The organism is Shewanella sp. QJM3NY_23, from assembly GCF_056173105.1.
Genome location: NZ_CM149657.1, coordinates 1672950 through 1689842, shown reverse-complemented (window position 1 = coordinate 1689842; position 16893 = coordinate 1672950). Strand labels below are relative to the sequence as shown.

The window sequence follows — 16893 nt, the reverse complement described above, 5'->3', positions numbered from 1 at the left end:
TTTAGATATCACTCAATATCAAGACTATAACTTAAAAAATCTTGTTGTTGTACAAACCCGAGTGACTTATACAAGGCTTGAGCTTGATGATTATCTTGATGGGTAGTTAAGCCAACTGACACCACGCCTTTAGCCTTAGCATAGTTAATGGCGCAAGTGAGTAAGCGTCGCCCAAGCCCGACACAGCGAGCATGTTGGGTCACGTACAGATCGCTCAATATCAAAGTCGCACGGGCAGAAATAGAGCTAAAACTAGGATAAAGCTGGCAAAAACCTAAGCCGTTACCCCGTTCATCTTGAATAATAAAAATCACCGTATCTTGATTAGTTAAGCGTGCCGCCATAAAGTCTTGTGCCAATTCAATATCACTTGCTTGATGATAAAACTGGCGATACTCATCGAATAATGGCGCAACGACCTGCATATCGCCGGGGCTCGCCCGCTTGATTTCACCTGACATCTATCCTCCTTGAATGGTGCTAACGCTAAACTTAACTGACAACACTCCTGATTGCACGGCTTTCTCCTTAGCCATTCTATCTCCTGAGCCATCACCTTCGCTAGGCTTGAGCCATGCGTTGGCGTAACTGCCGCTGCACCTCTGGCCACTCACTGTCAATAATCGAATAGACCACAGTGTCTCTGACCGTACCATCTTTAAGCAGGCGATGGTTACGTAACACCCCATCTTGCTTAGCGCCTAGACGCGCTATCGCCTCGCGTGAGGCTTGATTATGCCAGTGGGTGCGAAACTCCACCGCCATGACCGCTAAGGTTTCAAAGGCATATTTAAGCAACAGGTATTTAGCTTCGGTGTTGATACCACTGCGCTGTGCACTTTTGCTATACCAAGTGTGACCTATCTCTAGCCGGCGATGAGCTTGCTCCCAGTTCATGATGCGAGTTGCGCCAACGATGTGACCCGACAGGGTATCACGCACTGCAAAGGCTAACGCTTCACCGCGTTGCTCGTCAGCCATCGCCTGTGTTACATAGGCGTTCATCTCATCGGGATGCGGCACATTGGCATACCATAATGTCCATAATTTCCCATCGCTTACAGCAAGTGCTAACGCTGCAACATGGGCCTGCGTCATGGGTTCTAATACTACCCGCTCACCTTGCAACCAACCTACACGCGCATCTTGCTTCATAATGGCTCCTGCATAATATCCACTTAATATGATCTATTAATGACTCGCTCTCTTATTGCACCAACGTATCAGCTTTAGCATAAACTGCCTGCGCTTTCATAATATAAGCAGTTAAGTTAACAACAATCGCCTTGCTTGAACAAGCATCAATATGTGAACTAAGCCAATGAAGGCGATTAAGCAGCGAAGTTCATTGCTGGATATCCGAAGGCGGATAGCACTTTTATCTGCTGCGACTAGGCCTAGTCATTTGCAAGATGATTGACATAAAGCAGCGACATTCAACCTCAATGAGCCAAGCATACGCTGCGCAACCCCGTATAGAACACAAAAAAATGCCCGCTATAATTTAGCGGGCAATATAATCACAAATATAATCACTTAGGGTGAAAACCTGTACATGGGTATGAGGCAGGCATACCCCACTGTGCCAGTTTCATCTTGTGTGTAAACCCGACCAAAGTCGAACGACAGCATAAGTTAATGGGCATAACTGACCGCTACAAATAGCGCACAAAGTCTTGCGCCGATTTCGTAGGCTTTATCGGGGCCTTTACCGCTGGGGTGCCCAGATACAAGAAACCGATAATTTGTGCCTCATCATCCAGTGCTAACGCTTGATGTAAATGACGATTAAATGCTAATCCACCAGTACGCCAAATACCGCCTAAGCCTAAGGCAAATGCCGCTTGTTGCATCGCCATGCAGGCGCAGCCCACCGCAAGGTGCTGCTCTAAAGCGGGCACTTTGGCATGCTCGACCACTTTAGCAACCACGGTTATCACCATAGGCGCACGTTGTGGCATATTGCGCACTTTATCCGTAGTGGTCGCGTCGCCGCCGTCGGCTTCGGCTGCATCAACAAACAGCGCACCTAAGCGGTCGAGGCCCTCACCACTGGCAATAATGAACTCCCAAGGATTTAATCCCGCATGATCTGGAGCGCGCACCGCGGCACTTAAAATGGTGTTAAGTTGAGACTCGTCAGGGGCCGGAGCCACTAACCGGGGTGAAGATTGACGTGTTAATAGCAGTTCGAGAGCGTCCACAAAATAATCCTGTAATAGAGCAAATCAACGAGCAAAGAGTAGCAAATTGGCACTTAAAATCCTACTAAAACAGTAGGACTTATCTCTTACCCAGCGACAATTAAATTCATTGGTACCGTTTGGCAATCAGGTAATCGAGACTCGTATAACGCCCGCCCCCTATCACCATTAACGCCAACAACATTAATAAATAGGTGATGGCAAATTCAATTCCATTATTGAGCACCACCAACTTACCTGATGATATTAACCATTCATAATGACCATATTGTTGCAGTAACGCTTGAGCTGCTTGTAACTTCTCGCCAGAGGCGACCACCTGCTCATTGGCTAACCAAGAGTTGGGATCGGCAATCGCCAACCACCCATTTTGCCAATGCACACTCAATGCAGCCACTAGCATAGTAATACTCAGTGGAATGGTCACCAGACGGGTAGCTAATCCAAAGAGTAACAAGATGGCACCAAAAAACTCGGTTCCCGCCGCAAGGGCCACCATCACCTCGGGCATAGGCAGGCCTAAGCCCCAGTTAGGGTCGCCAAACCAAGCGGCGGTATCGCTAAAGTGAGTTAACTTATTGTACCCGGCCTGCATCAATACGGGCGCTAAATAGAGGCGTAGCCCTAACGCGACGACGCCGTCGAACTGTGATATGCCTTTGAGCCATTGTTGGTATAAGCGAATAACCTGCATCAAAAAATCCTCTTTATCATGATTGATAAAATAGACCCTTACCAAGATGATAATCTTTCGCATCTCGATTAATTAATGGCAAATGGCCCTCTGATTACTTTTCAAGCTCGTAAGGCTAACTCACACTCAAGCCATACCTTGCGGCAATATATGGCCAACTAAGATGCGAGAAACGTTAGGAATTCATCAAAATATTCAAGGTAGTCGCTTGCTAGATAAGATGCTGCATTGGTGCGAGTAGGTGAGCTCGCATGACAGGCCATTAATAACGCCCAGCAGAGCGCAAAATACCAGTAGAGCTCAATCGCAGCAGGCACAGCGTTAAACGCTGCGCCATTGAGTTTGCTATGGTCTTTAAGGTAGTGAGCTATCAGCCATTGGCGCTGCGAACTTGACAACTTATGGGTCGCTAATACGCTGGCTAAGTCAACTAAGGGGTGTGAACTGCAGGCATATTCATAATCAATACACCAGAGTCTATCGCCGCTAAGCAGCACATTATGTGGATTGAGATCGCGATGACTAAATTGCGGCGCCACCATGCAATCTGCAAGGATATCGAGTAACTGCTGCACTCTTGGCCCATGGCAGGTTAACAGCTCAAAACGCGCCAACCAAGCTGGCGACAGGTCCAAGGATCCCCCGAGCTTTCCACTGAGCAAGCTTAATTTATCGAGATACTCGTGCCACTGCTCGGCGACCGAGATAGCATTATCGGGCACGGGCAATGCACTTAACCCTTGCAGCAAGGACAATAACCCTTGATGGGCAGTGGGACAAACCGCATCAGCAAGCTCAAGCTGCGGGGCCTTGCTATTGGCGCTCATTAACTGGCCCCAATCCACGGTCGTTACAATAAATTCACTGAGATAATATCGATAATCATCAGAGACATAATATAAGTGTGGCGCAATCGACGCCTTGGCGGCACTGCGCCAAAGTTGCACTTCACTGTGACGACTGCAAAGTGCATTACTGGCTGCACTGTTAATGCGCAGCGCAAATTCCCCCTCGCCTGTGACAATACGGTAATTTTGATTACTTAAACCATGAGACAAGCGCTCAATATGCACGGCATGGGCAAGGTTGCAGCCTTTGGCGGCCAGTTCGTCTTTGATGACAGCAGAAAGTTGTTGCTGTAACGAATGCACTAAGCGCGATGCCATGGTCACAAGTTAAGACTCATAAGCGTAATGATTTACCTGATTCATCGATTGCTCGCGCATGCTCGCGCGCCAGATAAAATAACCACCGACCGCCATGCCAACGTACAAAATAAACAAGATACTAGTCAGTAGCAGCCCCTTGTTGAGGTACAGGTAAATCGACACCAGATCGATAACCACCCAGTAGAGCCAGTTTTCCAGTACTTTTTTGGCGACTAAATAAGTGGTCATCACAGCAAAACAGGTCGTCGCGGCATCGAGATAAGGATAAGACGCCTGAGTCTGCGTCGCCATAAAGTGCCCTACCAGCAAGGAGATAACACTGGTTAGGCCAATCAACAGCAAGTGGCGAGACACAGACCAACTGATAATATCGACCCCTTTATCGCCACCGCGTCCTCTTGTCCACAACCAATAGCCATAACCCGCCATCGCCATATAGTAGATATTGAGCAGCGACTCCATTAGCAAAGAGACTTCCCAAAACAGCACAGTGTAGATAGCGGTACTGACAAAGGCCGCCGCCCAACACCAAATATTGCCACGCATCGCCAACATCAAATACGCCATAGCCAGCACGACCGCTACGCCCTCCCATCCCGTCAATTGATGAGCCTGCGCCAGTGCGCCAGATACGGTCGACAGTAAATCTGTCCAAAGATCTATCATATTAATATCATACTCTTATCGTGAACTCAGCTGAGCCGTAAGCAAGATTATTGGGTGTGAGACAAGTCCAATTCGCCACCAATAAATTTCACCACAAACACTGCTTTACCCCATTTTTCATGGGCCGCTTGCATCTCATTCGCCAGCATATTCATCACCGCGGCATAATCGCCACAAATTTGCGTTGCCATGGCATTGGTCTTACGCTCGATATGCTCATAGCTGTCGAGACGATCGATAAACCACTGTATAGGTTCGATATAATTTTCTTTAAACGGATACATGCTGATTTCAGCGGTTAATTTCATCGTGGTTGATTGCATTTTATTTCATCCTATACTGAGCAGGCTTTATTGAAAATATAGCCTAGGCTATTGATAAATTTGAATTCGAGGCCGCTGAGTCGCCAGCAGCCTCATCCTCTATGCGATGGGCATTACATCAATTTGACCTTAAGGGTTAAGCCTAGCTGACGTGGATCGCCATAGCGAATGTACTGCTTGTCGGCCCAGCCTAAATCGGGTTCATTACCAAAATAGAAGCCGCGTACACCATAGTGCTCATCAAAGAGATTACGGCCCCATAAATAGGCTGACCACACCTCGGTCTCATAACCGATACGGGCGTTAAAAATGGTGTAAGGATCAGATTTAGATTCATTACTGTCCGAGTAATAAAACTCACTCTTACCGCTGCTCGTCAGGTTGGCAAACCACCCATTATCGCTACGATACGTGGCCCCCAAGCTGTGGGTGAAGTTTGGCGAGTGGGCTAATTCACGATCGCTTAAATCCACAAGCTCACCATACTTATTTTGATATTGATAATCGCCATAAGCCGTCTCTAGCCAACCTAAGGTGGCGTAAAGCGTTAAGTGATCGCTGGTATACCAACGCCCCTCAAACTCTGCACCATAGTTATAGGAGTTGCTGGCATTTTCGGTATACAGAATAAATTTTTGCGGTTCAGCAGGATTTTGCTGCGATGCTGCGACCTGTTGATCGCTGCGATCCATATAAAACACGCTGACATTGGTACTGACATCACCCTCAAGCCAAGTCGATTTTAACCCAAGTTCATAGTTGTACAGGGTTTCGGCCTGATACTCTTTTTTATCACTGAGCTCTGCCGGCAGAGACATATTAAAGCCACCGGCTTTATAGCCTCGCGCGATGCGGATATAACTTTGATGATCATCACTGAGCGCCTTACTCAAGGCAATATGCCCACCCCACATGGTCTCTGAAGGGTCAAAACCATCTCCTGCGCTGTCTTGATAATCGCTTTCTCTGCGCTCGACTCTTAGCCCTACTGAGAGGGCATAATCATCACCCAAATCACTATCAAGCTGACCAAATAATGCCATATTGGTGGCGTTATAATCGGCAACCAGTGCTTCTGGCCAGCCGTTGTACACTTCTGTGGTGTGATTATCTTCATCGAGTTTCATACCATACGCGCCCAATAACCAATCGGTGCTGCCATTAAACAGCTTTCCTGCATCGGTCGAACTGAGACGAAACTCTTGTGACACCGTTTGACGATCGCCCACTTTATCCCAGGTATAGTCATACTCACACGGGGCTGCGTCACACACTCTTGCGTGCCAATAATCGGGATTGGCCCAATCACCATCGTATCCATGATGAGTATCGGTCTGCGCCATTGATGTTAACGACACCAATTCAAACGTGTCGTAACCCGAATAGGTGATTTTAAGTGAGCTGCCTGTGGTGCGCTGTTTATCGACACCGGGAGCATCGGTCAGTGTATCGAAACCGTTGTTGTCTAACGTCCAAGCATCGTAGCCGTTATCAAAATTGGCGTGCATCAGATTAAAATCTACCGTGAGAGAGTCACTGGCGTACCAGCGCAGCTTAAGGCGGGTGTTTAGCTCATCACGGCCATTGCTGTCATCTTGGCCTGTGTAGAGATTATCGCGATAACCGTTTTGCTGATGTTGCTGCACCGAGACCCGATACAGCAAGGTGCCTGAATCGGTCAAAGGTCCCGAACTAAAGCCGCTAAAGGTGCGCAGCTGATCGTCACCTAGCGATACTTCGGCGCCATGTTCAAACATCGCCGTGGGATCGTTGCTTTTAAGGTAGATTAAGCCCGCTAAGGCATTAGCGCCATACCTTGTGCCCTGTGGGCCGCGGAGTACTTCTACCTGCTGCAGATCATACATGCTGGCGACCATGCCCAAGCCCGACATATCGATATCATCGATGATATAACCGACTGATGAATTGGGCGCGCCTTGATACTCTTCTTGCTCACCCACGCCGCGGATCTGAAAATATTTTGCCCGTGAGCTACCACCAGACCAGTTAAAGTTGGCAATAGAATTGAGCAGATCTTCAAAATGCTGTGCGCCTTCATCTTCGATCTGTTGCTGATCGATGACGCTGATGCTCGACGGCATTTTATCTAGGGCTGATTGACGAAAATCGGATGTGACGACAATGACTTCCATCTCATCGGTTTCAATTGGAGTCGTGTTTGCCGCAAGGCTTGAATGAGTTAACGCCGCAGTGATCGCTAACGCTATTGGAGATAAAGATTTTATTGTAAACATAGGACCTCAAATAAATTTTTGAGATCCGGCAGTTAAATAAGCGAGAAAGAAAGCACAGTGAGATTATAGTAATCAGATAGATCATATAATGCAGTTAGTGTGGCCCATTCCTACGCCGGTATTAGCCGGATCAGGTTCTAAGGGTTTGTCGATAGACATCTCAGTGAGTCAACTATGGGATCAATATAAAAACCGATCGTAAGTCACTAACACCCCTTGGCGCCGAACATTATACATCAACAATACAAGTCTTTGACATCTTTAACGTTAATTTAGGCCATTTTTAATGATAATGACGAGTCATCAGACCTGTGAGCCATAACTCTTATCGCATCCATGCCTCAAGCGACAGCAATACTCAAACTTAACCTTAGATGAGCAGCGTCGTACGCACATCTTAGTTAGAAAAAGCCTCACGCACATACAACTGGCAGCGCACTGCCGTATTATTGGGTGCTACTGCGCGAACCTGTAACTGCTGCTTGCCATGCAATTTGACTGGCTTCCAACTACTGCCTTCATCTTCAATAGCAAAGCCATTAATATCAAACCAAGTGAATTTATATTGTACTCGAACATCTGTCGCCACTTGGCTTGTAAGGGTGCCAGAAGCCGTCAGTTGCGCCCCCTCATAACGCGTTTGCACATTATCGACAGTCACTTGACGATGAAAGGCGTTGTTGTCGACCCTCACCTCGCCGGTTGAGCTGGCCATCACCCCTGCGGTATGGTTTGCGCAAGCCGTTAACATCAATAACGCGGTAAATAGTATTCGTTTTTTCATACTCGCCTCGCTTAATTTAGGATCTATTGACCTCGGCGCACGATGATCTCAGCCTAATGATTATTCAATCAGAAAATGCGCCCTTGCCGTGGCAATAAGGGCTTTTCGATTGGTTTGCCAACAGTTAATACTTACATTGGCAACCCGTCTGCCTTGACGGGTTATTTTACATTCAGCAAAACTGTCTTTGTGATGACCAGCTCTTAGGTAATCAATTGAAAAATCAACTACCTTTGGCACCTTGGTCGCCTGCATAAATACCATTAATTGCAAAATAGCCGACATTTCCATAAACCCAGCTATCACGCCACCATGCAATGCGGGCAACGTCGGATTACCGATATTGTCATCTTTAGCGGGCAGTTGAAATACTAACTCATCGCCAAAGCGCGACACCTGCATGCCGATAAACTGAGCATAAGGCACATGTTCGAGTAAGTGGCTAAAGTCATTTAACTCGGTGGCTTTTTTAACAAGATCTTTAACATTTAATTCGCCGCTAGGGATATCCGTTTCGCTCATGATACCTCTCCCATCAGCGCCCGCCTAAAGGGCTCGCCAACCATATCGGGGCTTATCCGCATAAACGATCCCACCGCATGGGCAATCGGGTCATCAATGGAATCTTGATAAGCTATTGCACGAGTAAAAGCCACACTGGACGAGAGTTTGTAGCACTCAGCAAAACCATACACGCTCTTATTGGGCGCGGCGGGTTTCATATAGTCGACCCGCAAGTCTAACGTCGGCGACAGTTCTAATGATTTGTATTTATCGAAAATACTGCACACCACTGCAGTACCACTGGCGGTATCCATGAGTGTGGTGATCACTCCACCATGAATGACGCCCGTTTCGGGATAGCCGATTAACGCTTTGCTATATGGCAACTCAATTAGCACATGATGTTCGCTGGCTTCTAACACACTGAGCTTTAGCCGACGACATTGTACTAATTGATCCACAAAGCGGCTGGCTAAATCCGTTAAGGGAAAAAACTCGGGATTCGTTTTCATGAGATGCTCAATCAGGCGTTAGCTTAGCGGCTGCGTGACTAATGGCCCTAAATATTGGCCACCTAGCAGATGCATATGAATATGGAAAACCTCTTGGCCACCATGCTTATTACAGTTGATCACTAATCGGTAGCCATCTTCGGCAATGCCCGCTTCAGTGGCAAGTTTGGCGGCAACTGTTATCATCCGGCCTAAGGCTTTTTCATCAGATGATTTCACATCGTTAATCGTCGGGATAAGGTGATTAGGGATGATTAAAATATGCGTTGGGGCTTTAGGTTGAATATCGCGAAATGCTGTGACTAGCTCATCTTGATATAAAATATCTGCAGCAATTTCTCGTCGAATGATTTTACTAAAAATTGTTTCTTCGGCCATCTTCGCGTCCTCTCTCTATTTGGGTCTGCCAGTATACCCACAAATCAGTGATTTGCGATCGGCATCTATAACAACCACTTATTATTTACGCGACTGATTATAGCTAACTCTAACGCTAAAATCCTAGCAAGTGAGATGGCAAAAATCGAGTAAGCACAGCAGACAGAGACATTAGTCGCTATCGCCAAAGAAAATGGTAATAACACTTGGGTAAAAGAGGTGGGAAATGGCAAAACCTCTCTGGCCGCTCAGCAATGGTGGCCAGAGAAGTATCCGTTATATTATTGCTGCACTTCGTGCAGGTGAGTCTGGGCCCACGCGATAGCCTGCCCCCGACTCGATACGCCTATTTTACGAAACACCCGATAAAGATGGGTTTTAATGGTACTTTCACTGACAAAAAGCTGATTGGCAATATCGATATTGGTGCTACCGCTTAACAATGCCTGCAGCACTTCTCGCTCGCGTATGGTTAAATTATCGCTCCCATCATCGAGCGTAGCATCGGTCTCAGCCAAGAGTAATTGTGCAGGGATAATGCGCTGCCCCCTCAATACATCGATTAAGGATTGGCCGACCTGTTCAAGACTCGCATGACGAAAGAACACCGCCGCCGTGATGGGAGAAATCAAAAAGCGTGCATCAATCTGCTCAGGATAATGCAAAAAAACAACTCGTGCCGAATGACGCTTTTTTATCTGTTTCTGTAGTTGGTAAGCTCGCTGCACATCCACAGTGGCTAAATCAATCACCACCAGTGAATAACTACTTTCATTCATGGTCGCCTCTAGACTTTCTGGCGCCACTTTAGCGAGTTTGACTAAAAATTGTTGCGGCCAACGTGTTTCAAGTAAATCATTCAACAATTGCGAACGTGAAACCACTACCCACTTGATTACTTTGAACATCCTGTACACTCCATGTCGCCAACCAATGGCGTATTCCATTCAACCAATGTTTATGATAACAACTTAAACACCAAATAATAACTCCCTGATTGCTCCGACCTGCTCCTATTACACATAAAAGCCTGTAAATAGTAAGGGTAATCATAGAACATGGGCAAGATTAGACCAGCTTTTACGCATAAAGTGAAATGTGTAGCATTGCTTCAGTTGATTATTAGGCTAAAACACTCATTGTGACCACATCGGGATGGGCTTGAGACTTTGATAGCGCTCATTTTACTCAATCCAACTAATAACTCAACAATGCTGAACAATTATTCCAATTAATAAAGGCCCAGTTCATCGTCTGTTTTAGCCTAGCGCGGCCTCATTACAGCAAACATCTGGGTGAACTATCATCTCGTCACGACTCCCCCATTGAGTAACTGTGCCCTCCTCTTAATCAATGCACTCGATAACACTAATATATTGAGGTTAAAAACAGATAAAAAAACACCAGCAATATTGCTGGTGTTTTTAACGAAAATAATGCGCTATGACATTACTGCTTCAACGCTGATTCTGCGGTGCGGCCATCATCATGGCAGCTATCACAACCTGGCTTGTCACCCACATTCGATGAATGGGGAGCATGACAATCTACGCACACCAAATTACCATCATGTGGCTTATGCACTGCGTCCATTTCGGCTAAGGTACCATGACAGCTCTGGCACTGCTCAACCTCATAAGCACCATCTGCCGATGGCTCGCCATCGGCATGGCATGCTTCACAGCCATCCATTTCAGCATGCATTTCTGCTAATTCTTGTGGTTCAGCCATTGCCGCTGGCGATAATGCCAATGCGGCTAAGCCTGCACCAAATAATGCGCTTAATATTTTATTGCTCACAATCATATCCTCTTTATGGTTGGCATAGTGGGTGTTTGTTTTTAATCACGGCCCATCTTGCCCATGTCCTAATTTGTCTGTACGTGACCAAGCCTAAGCTAGCCGAGACCTTACAAATTAGCAACGCTTTATGTGGCGGCGATAGTAACAACAGCTTATTACTAAAAATGTGCACTGAATCAAATATCTATAGCCCAAACACCCTACGAGCTGACAAAAGTGACACTTGTCACACCCCGTCTATGCAAAATGGAATCGACTTGGCATCAACAAGTGAACAATCCTTAACCAGTATAGCGGTATTAGCCAATTTACGACATTGGCCCATAAAAAACGGGAGCCTTAGGCTCCCGTTTTATCTACGCAGTGTTATTGCATGCTATGACTTAAGAGATACCCTAGGTCATTATTTCGCTTGTAAAGCGGCAATGCGTTTTTCAAGCGGTGGATGGCTCATGAGTAATTCAGCCATCGATTTTTTACCATTGATACCAAATGCAGCCATTTGAGCTGGCATCGCACCAGTTTCTGGGCCACGACGTAATCTGTCTAACGCCGCGATCATCTTGTGTTTGCCCGCTAAGCGTGCGCCGCCTTCGTCGGCTTTAAACTCACGTACACGTGAGAAGTACGCCACAATGATTGACGCTAAAATACCAAACAGCATATCGAGCACAAACACCACCGCCATATAGGCGAACATACCCAGACCTTCACCCTCTTCATCGTTGCTCGACACAAAAGTGTTGATAATGCCTGCCACTACGCGTGCGGCAAAAATAACGAAGGTATTCACCACACCTTGGATTAAGGTCAAGGTCACCATGTCACCGTTGGCCACATGGCTAACTTCGTGGGCTAACACCCCCTCAATTTCATCTTGCGTCATGCCGTAAAGCAAGCCGCTACTGACCGCAACCAGCGAGTTATCTTTGCTCGGGCCTGTGGCAAACGCATTGAGCTCTGGAGATTGATAAATCGCCACTTCAGGCATCTTAATGCCCGCTTGTTTTGCTTGGCGTGCTACGGTTTCAAGCAACCAACGTTCGGTATGATCTCTTGGGGTGGTGATCACTTCACAACCCATGGTTTTCTTCGCCATCCATTTTGAGATAGCTAAGCTGATAAACGCGCCGCCAAAACCAAATATCGCGGCAAACACCAATAGGCCGCTCATGGTTGAGGTATTCACCCCTAAAAGGGACATAACAATTGATGCAACCAACAATATTGCCATGTTTGTTGCTATCAATAGGAAAATACGCTTCATTTTAATCTCCTGCTCCGGTAAGACACCCTTGGTGCCATCTTTAACTCTCTTGATGACATAATATGTCTGAAAGAGCAGATATCAAGGGGTAAACGTAAAAAAATAATATCCGGTGTGTTATCGAGCATCAATCACCCGCAACGGCCGTCGCCGCAGTCTAGGGCGAGAGTATTAAGCCAAAATTAATATTGCACTACTTTTAATAAGATATGGCATTAATCTTGGTTAATATTAACAAATAAGTGAAACATCATATTGACTGGTAAGCCATGATGTTATCGAGTAACCATTAACAGAGCGCATCAAGCGACAAATAACGGGCCGCCTGACTGACATGCTCTTGGGTATCGTGCGCTGATAAATGCGGCACCACGCCCAGACAGGGGCTCGACATAAGGTGATGTAAACTGTCGAGATTCTGCTGTGCGACACTCATCGCCGGATCCACCATATTAGCTACCCAACCAGCAATCTGCACGCCATCAGCAAGTATCGCCTCCTGTGTGAGTAAGGCATGGTTTAAACAACCCAGCTTCACCCCCACCACTAAAATCACAGGCAAAGATAAACGCTGCACCACCTGAGATAAAAACTCTTCTTGATTTAAAGGTAAGCGCCAGCCTCCTGCGCCTTCGACAATGGCAAAATCGACATCTGTTAACGGTAGCGCTGCCAAGTGCTCGATAATAGCCGCCGCCGTTAGGTTTTCGCCACTGTGCAACGCCGCAATATGGGGCGCGATGGCAGGGGCAAAAGCAAATGGATTAACCTGCGAGTACGCCAACTTAAGTGTCGATTGTGCCATTAAGCTCAATGCATCGCTGTTACGCAGCCCATCAGGGGTAAACTCACATCCTGACGCCACAGGTTTTATCCCCAAGGTCGTGCCGGTTTGCTTGGCCCGATACAGTAAGGCTGAGGCGATCAATGTTTTACCACAATCGGTATCGGTCCCTGCGACAAAATACTGCATAAATTACCCCTTTAATTTGGCGCGAATAAACAAAATTTGATAGGTGAGCGGTAATCCCGCATTCTGGCGCATCTGCTCTGCTTGGCTATTGAGCGCCAGCCAATCTTGGCGTCCGCGCAAAAGCGGCTGCGCTTGGCCAGTATCGCCCTCGCCTCGCACTGACGCTCCAACCCCTTTGATTGAATAGAGCAAAGGTTTAAGGTGGTTAAAGTGCACCGTGATAGGCATCACCTGTTGCTCCCGCAGCTGCCACTGCTCATGGTTAAAGCTGGCCAAGATCTCCTTTGCCGACTGGAAGCGGTTAACCCGCAACCCCAGCTGCTTAAGTTGCTGCAAGCTGCCATCGACAACAATCGCCAAATAACACTCCCCCTTAGGTGATAGCACGCGGGCCATCTCTTGCACTGCACTATTGAGTGTGGCGCACCATTGCAACGCCAGATTCGAATAAATGGCATCAACACTGTTATCTTGCAAGGGCAAACACTGAGCATCCCCGCAAACACTGAGATACTCAGGGTAGCGCGTACGCATCTGCTGCAACATGCCTGGTGCAATATCAACCGCCAGCACTTGCTTGATTGGCCCCAAAAATGAAAAATCGGTGCCAGGGCCGCAGCCAATATCTAACAGCCGCGACGTTGAGCCCATGGCCTCTTGCAGTACCTGGGCGGTAATACGTTGCAACACATCATGTTGCTGATATTGCTGCGCAGCGTGGGAGAACTGCTGGGCAATCTTATCGACGGCACTCACATTCAGCGTCATAACATCATCGCCAGAGGGCAGCGCTGACCCATTATGCTTGGCAAGTTATAGGCAGCAGAGAGAGAGGAGATAAGCATGTTTGTTGTACCACTTTATTAATGACTGACGCGTTAAATATTTAAGCTTTTTAATTTAGACTTTTAATTTAGGCGCTATAAATTTCGGATTAAGGTGATTGACCCACACAGACCTTAGCATTACCGCATGCGCAGTATTGTTTGGCTAGCGCGTTATAGCACTTCAACCAAGCTGGCTATCAGGTGGTCAAGCTGCGCCTGAGTGTGATTCACATTAAGGGTAATTCTTAGGCGGGCACTGCCTTTAGGCACCGTTGGCGGCCGTATCGACCCGACCCAAATGCCTCGCGCTTTAAGCCCATCGGTTACCGCTTGTAAGCGCTCAAGCTCGCCTATCACTATGGGTTGAATTGGCGTAACCGAGTCGCTCAGCGTGATCCCCGCTTGCTGACATTGCCGCCTAAAGGCATCAATGATGCCGTGCAAGGTGTCTGCGACCTTGCTTGACTCACCAAGCCATTTGACCGCGCGATAGGCAACATAGGCATTAGCAGGAGACAGCGCCGTCGAATAGATGTAATGGCGGGCATTGGCCACCATAAAATCGATACACGCTTGCGAGCCTAAAATCGCTGCGCCCTGACACCCCAGCGCCTTGCCAAAAGTGACCACCTGCACGTCGCAGTTGCTAACGCTCGCCCGCGGCTGCTTTGCCACTGGTAACACCCCAAAACCGTGGGCATCGTCAACGATAAGCCAGCTTTGTGCCTGTTGGCATGCTTGATACAGCGCCCCCAACGGCGCGCAGTCACCATCCATGCTAAAGACACTTTCGGTGATCACCGCTTGCGGCTGATGAGTGGCAATAAGCTTAACCGCCGCATCAATATCGTTATGGGCAAAGCGCTTTAAATGTGCGCCGCTATCGCGTAAGCCATCGATAAGTGAGGCATGGATCAACTTATCGGCCACCACGGTATCATGGCGGTCAAACAAGGTTTTCATCAATGCACTATTGGCGCTAAAGCCCGAGCAAAATAGCAAGGCAGCTTCATGTCCGCTGGCCTCACACAAGGCCTGTTCAAGTTGACGATGCGCCTCACTGTAGCCCGTGACTAAAGGAGATGCACCGCTTCCCACGCCATATAACTGACTACCTTGGCTCATGGCCTCCACCAGCACAGAAGCTTGGCTCAGGCCTAAATAGTCGTTACTGCTGAAATTAATAAAGCTGACACCTGCGAGCATAAACTCATTTGGCGTCTCATCGCCCGCCTTAGCGATTGCCAAGGCGCGGCGCTGACGCAGTAACCCTGCGTGACGGGCGCGCGCCATCTGGGTATCGATTTTTTGGCTCAGTCGACTCACCTTAGGTGTGGCTGCACTCATATGGCCAACATCAAGGCACTTAACACGTTCAACATTAAATTAGAGCGCCGCCGCATCATAAAAAGGCTGTGTCTGCTTGGCCTTGATGGCTTCGGCCTTGGCAAATACCGCTTTTTCTTCTTCAATGGTTGCCGCTTTACCCTGTTCTGGGTGCAAGCCTAAACGTTTAAATAGCGCCATATCATCGTTTTCTTCAGGGTTGCTGGTGGTGAGTAATTTGCAACCGTAAAAAATCGAGTTGGCGCCGGCAAAGAAACACATGGCTTGTAGCTCATCGCTCATGCTCTCGCGTCCAGCCGACAAACGCACACGTGAGTGAGGCATAATAATGCGCGCAACGGCAATGGTGCGCACAAACTCTAACGGATCAAGATCGTCCAAATTCTCAAATGGCGTGCCCGCCACTTTCACTAACATATTGATAGGGACAGAGTCAGGGTGCTGCTCCATGTTCGCCAATTGCTGCAATAAGCCAGCGCGATCGCTCGCCTGCTCACCCATGCCGACAATACCGCCAGAACACACTTTCATGCCTGCGGCGCGCACATTCGATAAGGTGTCTAATCTGTCTTGGTAGGTACGAGTGGTGATGATATCGCCATAATATTCTGGCGAGGTGTCTAAGTTGTGGTTGTAGTAGTCAAGCCCAGCCCCAGCCAGTTCTTCCGCTTGCGAGGGCGACAACATCCCCAACGTCATGCAGGTTTCCATACCCATGGCTTTGACTTCTGCCACCATATCTTTAAGGTACGGCATATCGCGCTCATGGGGATTACGCCACGCCGCGCCCATACAAAAGCGCGATGCACCGGCGGCTTTCGCGGCGCGAGCCTCGGTAAGGACTTTATCAATTTCAATCAGCCGCTCTTTTTCAAGTCCGGTGTCATAACGGGCGCTCTGAGGACAATATTTGCAGTCTTCTGGGCAAGCCCCCGTCTTAATTGACAGTAGACGACTGATCTGCACTTCGTTAGGATCGTACACTTGACGATGAATACTGTGGGCCTTAAACAATAAGTCGTTCATCGGCAATGCAAAAAGTGATTCTATTTCATCACGTTGCCAGTCATGACGTAGTGGTATTTGTGACATTGATAGCGGCCCTTACTCTGAATATGATCGCGATGAAGTCATACCATTCATCGACATTTATGTTGCTTAGCATACCTTTAGGTCTTAATCTGTCA

19 protein-coding genes and 1 riboswitch are annotated in these 16893 nt (G+C 47.7%); all 19 genes read right to left on the bottom strand.

Annotation, left to right across the window (positions count from 1 at the left end):
* Window positions 1-8: 8 nt before the first annotated feature.
* The 19 genes from AC0VXX_RS07760 to bioB all read right to left on the bottom strand — a co-directional run bounded on the left by AC0VXX_RS07760 (window position 9) and on the right by bioB (window position 16798).
* Window positions 9-461, bottom strand: coding sequence for a GNAT family N-acetyltransferase (locus tag AC0VXX_RS07760; RefSeq protein ID WP_475516632.1), 453 nt, complete (start codon window positions 459-461; stop codon window positions 9-11).
* A 100-nt stretch (window positions 462-561) separates the two neighbouring features.
* A complete protein-coding gene (locus tag AC0VXX_RS07755) occupies window positions 562-1155 on the bottom strand; it encodes a GNAT family N-acetyltransferase (protein ID WP_475516631.1) in 594 nt (197 codons plus the stop codon).
* Between the two features lie 500 nt (window positions 1156-1655).
* Window positions 1656-2204 carry an NAD(P)H nitroreductase gene (locus tag AC0VXX_RS07750; protein ID WP_475516630.1) on the bottom strand — a complete coding sequence of 183 codons (549 nt, stop codon included), beginning with the start codon at window positions 2202-2204 and terminating at the stop codon, window positions 1656-1658.
* Between the two features lie 106 nt (window positions 2205-2310).
* The gene (locus tag AC0VXX_RS07745) at window positions 2311-2898 is read right to left on the bottom strand and encodes an HvfX family Cu-binding RiPP maturation protein (RefSeq protein WP_475516629.1); all 588 of its coding nucleotides are present in this window, start codon (window positions 2896-2898) and stop codon (window positions 2311-2313) included.
* Window positions 2899-3056: 158 nt separating this feature from the next.
* On the bottom strand, window positions 3057-4064 hold the full coding sequence (locus AC0VXX_RS07740; protein ID WP_475516964.1) for a phosphotransferase: 1008 nt from the start codon (window positions 4062-4064) through the stop codon (window positions 3057-3059).
* Window positions 4065-4073: 9 nt separating this feature from the next.
* Complete coding sequence (pnuC, locus tag AC0VXX_RS07735; RefSeq protein WP_475516628.1) at window positions 4074-4733, bottom strand: nicotinamide riboside transporter PnuC; 660 nt, start codon at window positions 4731-4733, stop codon at window positions 4074-4076.
* A gap of 47 nt (window positions 4734-4780) precedes the next feature.
* Complete coding sequence (locus AC0VXX_RS07730; RefSeq protein WP_475516963.1) at window positions 4781-5041, bottom strand: hypothetical protein; 261 nt, start codon at window positions 5039-5041, stop codon at window positions 4781-4783.
* 128 nt (window positions 5042-5169) lie between these two features.
* A complete protein-coding gene (locus AC0VXX_RS07725; protein ID WP_475516627.1) occupies window positions 5170-7311 on the bottom strand; it encodes a TonB-dependent receptor in 2142 nt (713 codons plus the stop codon).
* 90 nt (window positions 7312-7401) lie between these two features.
* Window positions 7402-7538: riboswitch (TPP riboswitch) on the bottom strand.
* A gap of 170 nt (window positions 7539-7708) precedes the next feature.
* Window positions 7709-8095 carry a YcfL family putative periplasmic lipoprotein gene (locus tag AC0VXX_RS07720; protein ID WP_475516626.1) on the bottom strand — a complete coding sequence of 129 codons (387 nt, stop codon included), beginning with the start codon at window positions 8093-8095 and terminating at the stop codon, window positions 7709-7711.
* 60 nt (window positions 8096-8155) lie between these two features.
* A complete protein-coding gene (locus AC0VXX_RS07715) occupies window positions 8156-8617 on the bottom strand; it encodes a PaaI family thioesterase (RefSeq protein WP_475516625.1) in 462 nt (153 codons plus the stop codon).
* A complete protein-coding gene (locus tag AC0VXX_RS07710) occupies window positions 8614-9111 on the bottom strand; it encodes a PaaI family thioesterase (RefSeq protein WP_475516624.1) in 498 nt (165 codons plus the stop codon). Before AC0VXX_RS07710 ends, AC0VXX_RS07715 begins: the two co-directional genes overlap by 4 nt.
* An 18-nt stretch (window positions 9112-9129) precedes the next feature.
* Window positions 9130-9489: a purine nucleoside phosphoramidase gene (hinT, locus tag AC0VXX_RS07705; protein WP_110458119.1), complete on the bottom strand. Its 360-nt coding sequence runs from the start codon at window positions 9487-9489 to the stop codon at window positions 9130-9132.
* 281 nt (window positions 9490-9770) lie between these two features.
* Window positions 9771-10397 carry a LuxR C-terminal-related transcriptional regulator gene (locus AC0VXX_RS07700; RefSeq protein WP_475516623.1) on the bottom strand — a complete coding sequence of 209 codons (627 nt, stop codon included), beginning with the start codon at window positions 10395-10397 and terminating at the stop codon, window positions 9771-9773.
* 541 nt (window positions 10398-10938) lie between these two features.
* Window positions 10939-11289 carry a tetraheme c-type cytochrome CctA gene (cctA, locus tag AC0VXX_RS07695; RefSeq protein ID WP_475516622.1) on the bottom strand — a complete coding sequence of 117 codons (351 nt, stop codon included), beginning with the start codon at window positions 11287-11289 and terminating at the stop codon, window positions 10939-10941.
* A 406-nt stretch (window positions 11290-11695) separates the two neighbouring features.
* A complete protein-coding gene (gene htpX / locus AC0VXX_RS07690; protein ID WP_475516621.1) occupies window positions 11696-12559 on the bottom strand; it encodes a protease HtpX in 864 nt (287 codons plus the stop codon).
* Window positions 12560-12848: 289 nt separating this feature from the next.
* Window positions 12849-13532: a dethiobiotin synthase gene (gene bioD, locus AC0VXX_RS07685; protein ID WP_475516620.1), complete on the bottom strand. Its 684-nt coding sequence runs from the start codon at window positions 13530-13532 to the stop codon at window positions 12849-12851.
* Window positions 13533-13535: 3 nt separating this feature from the next.
* Complete coding sequence (locus AC0VXX_RS07680) at window positions 13536-14300, bottom strand: methyltransferase domain-containing protein (RefSeq protein ID WP_475516619.1); 765 nt, start codon at window positions 14298-14300, stop codon at window positions 13536-13538.
* Between the two features lie 230 nt (window positions 14301-14530).
* Window positions 14531-15706 (bottom strand): 8-amino-7-oxononanoate synthase, encoded by a 1176-nt coding sequence (locus tag AC0VXX_RS07675; RefSeq protein WP_475516618.1) that lies wholly within the window; start codon window positions 15704-15706, stop codon window positions 14531-14533.
* Between the two features lie 39 nt (window positions 15707-15745).
* The gene (gene bioB / locus AC0VXX_RS07670) at window positions 15746-16798 is read right to left on the bottom strand and encodes a biotin synthase BioB (RefSeq protein WP_475516617.1); all 1053 of its coding nucleotides are present in this window, start codon (window positions 16796-16798) and stop codon (window positions 15746-15748) included.
* Window positions 16799-16893 lie beyond the last annotated feature (95 nt).

What these genes read in the sequence shown, in the direction of transcription:
- AC0VXX_RS07760 (WP_475516632.1), bottom strand. Translation starts at nt 461, where the DNA reads ATGTCAGGTGAAATCAAGCGGGCGAGCCCCGGCGATATGCAGGTCGTT.
- AC0VXX_RS07755 (WP_475516631.1), bottom strand. Translation starts at nt 1,155, where the DNA reads ATGAAGCAAGATGCGCGTGTAGGTTGGTTGCAAGGTGAGCGGGTAGTA.
- AC0VXX_RS07745 (WP_475516629.1), bottom strand. Translation starts at nt 2,898, where the DNA reads ATGCAGGTTATTCGCTTATACCAACAATGGCTCAAAGGCATATCACAG.
- AC0VXX_RS07740 (WP_475516964.1), bottom strand. Translation starts at nt 4,064, where the DNA reads ATGGCATCGCGCTTAGTGCATTCGTTACAGCAACAACTTTCTGCTGTC.
- pnuC (WP_475516628.1), bottom strand. Translation starts at nt 4,733, where the DNA reads ATGATAGATCTTTGGACAGATTTACTGTCGACCGTATCTGGCGCACTG.
- AC0VXX_RS07730 (WP_475516963.1), bottom strand. Translation starts at nt 5,041, where the DNA reads ATGAAATTAACCGCTGAAATCAGCATGTATCCGTTTAAAGAAAATTAT.
- AC0VXX_RS07725 (WP_475516627.1), bottom strand. Translation starts at nt 7,311, where the DNA reads ATGTTTACAATAAAATCTTTATCTCCAATAGCGTTAGCGATCACTGCG.
- AC0VXX_RS07720 (WP_475516626.1), bottom strand. Translation starts at nt 8,095, where the DNA reads ATGAAAAAACGAATACTATTTACCGCGTTATTGATGTTAACGGCTTGC.
- AC0VXX_RS07715 (WP_475516625.1), bottom strand. Translation starts at nt 8,617, where the DNA reads ATGAGCGAAACGGATATCCCTAGCGGCGAATTAAATGTTAAAGATCTT.
- AC0VXX_RS07710 (WP_475516624.1), bottom strand. Translation starts at nt 9,111, where the DNA reads ATGAAAACGAATCCCGAGTTTTTTCCCTTAACGGATTTAGCCAGCCGC.
- hinT (WP_110458119.1), bottom strand. Translation starts at nt 9,489, where the DNA reads ATGGCCGAAGAAACAATTTTTAGTAAAATCATTCGACGAGAAATTGCT.
- AC0VXX_RS07700 (WP_475516623.1), bottom strand. Translation starts at nt 10,397, where the DNA reads ATGTTCAAAGTAATCAAGTGGGTAGTGGTTTCACGTTCGCAATTGTTG.
- htpX (WP_475516621.1), bottom strand. Translation starts at nt 12,559, where the DNA reads ATGAAGCGTATTTTCCTATTGATAGCAACAAACATGGCAATATTGTTG.
- bioD (WP_475516620.1), bottom strand. Translation starts at nt 13,532, where the DNA reads ATGCAGTATTTTGTCGCAGGGACCGATACCGATTGTGGTAAAACATTG.
- AC0VXX_RS07680 (WP_475516619.1), bottom strand. Translation starts at nt 14,300, where the DNA reads ATGACGCTGAATGTGAGTGCCGTCGATAAGATTGCCCAGCAGTTCTCC.
- AC0VXX_RS07675 (WP_475516618.1), bottom strand. Translation starts at nt 15,706, where the DNA reads ATGAGTGCAGCCACACCTAAGGTGAGTCGACTGAGCCAAAAAATCGAT.
- bioB (WP_475516617.1), bottom strand. Translation starts at nt 16,798, where the DNA reads ATGTCACAAATACCACTACGTCATGACTGGCAACGTGATGAAATAGAA.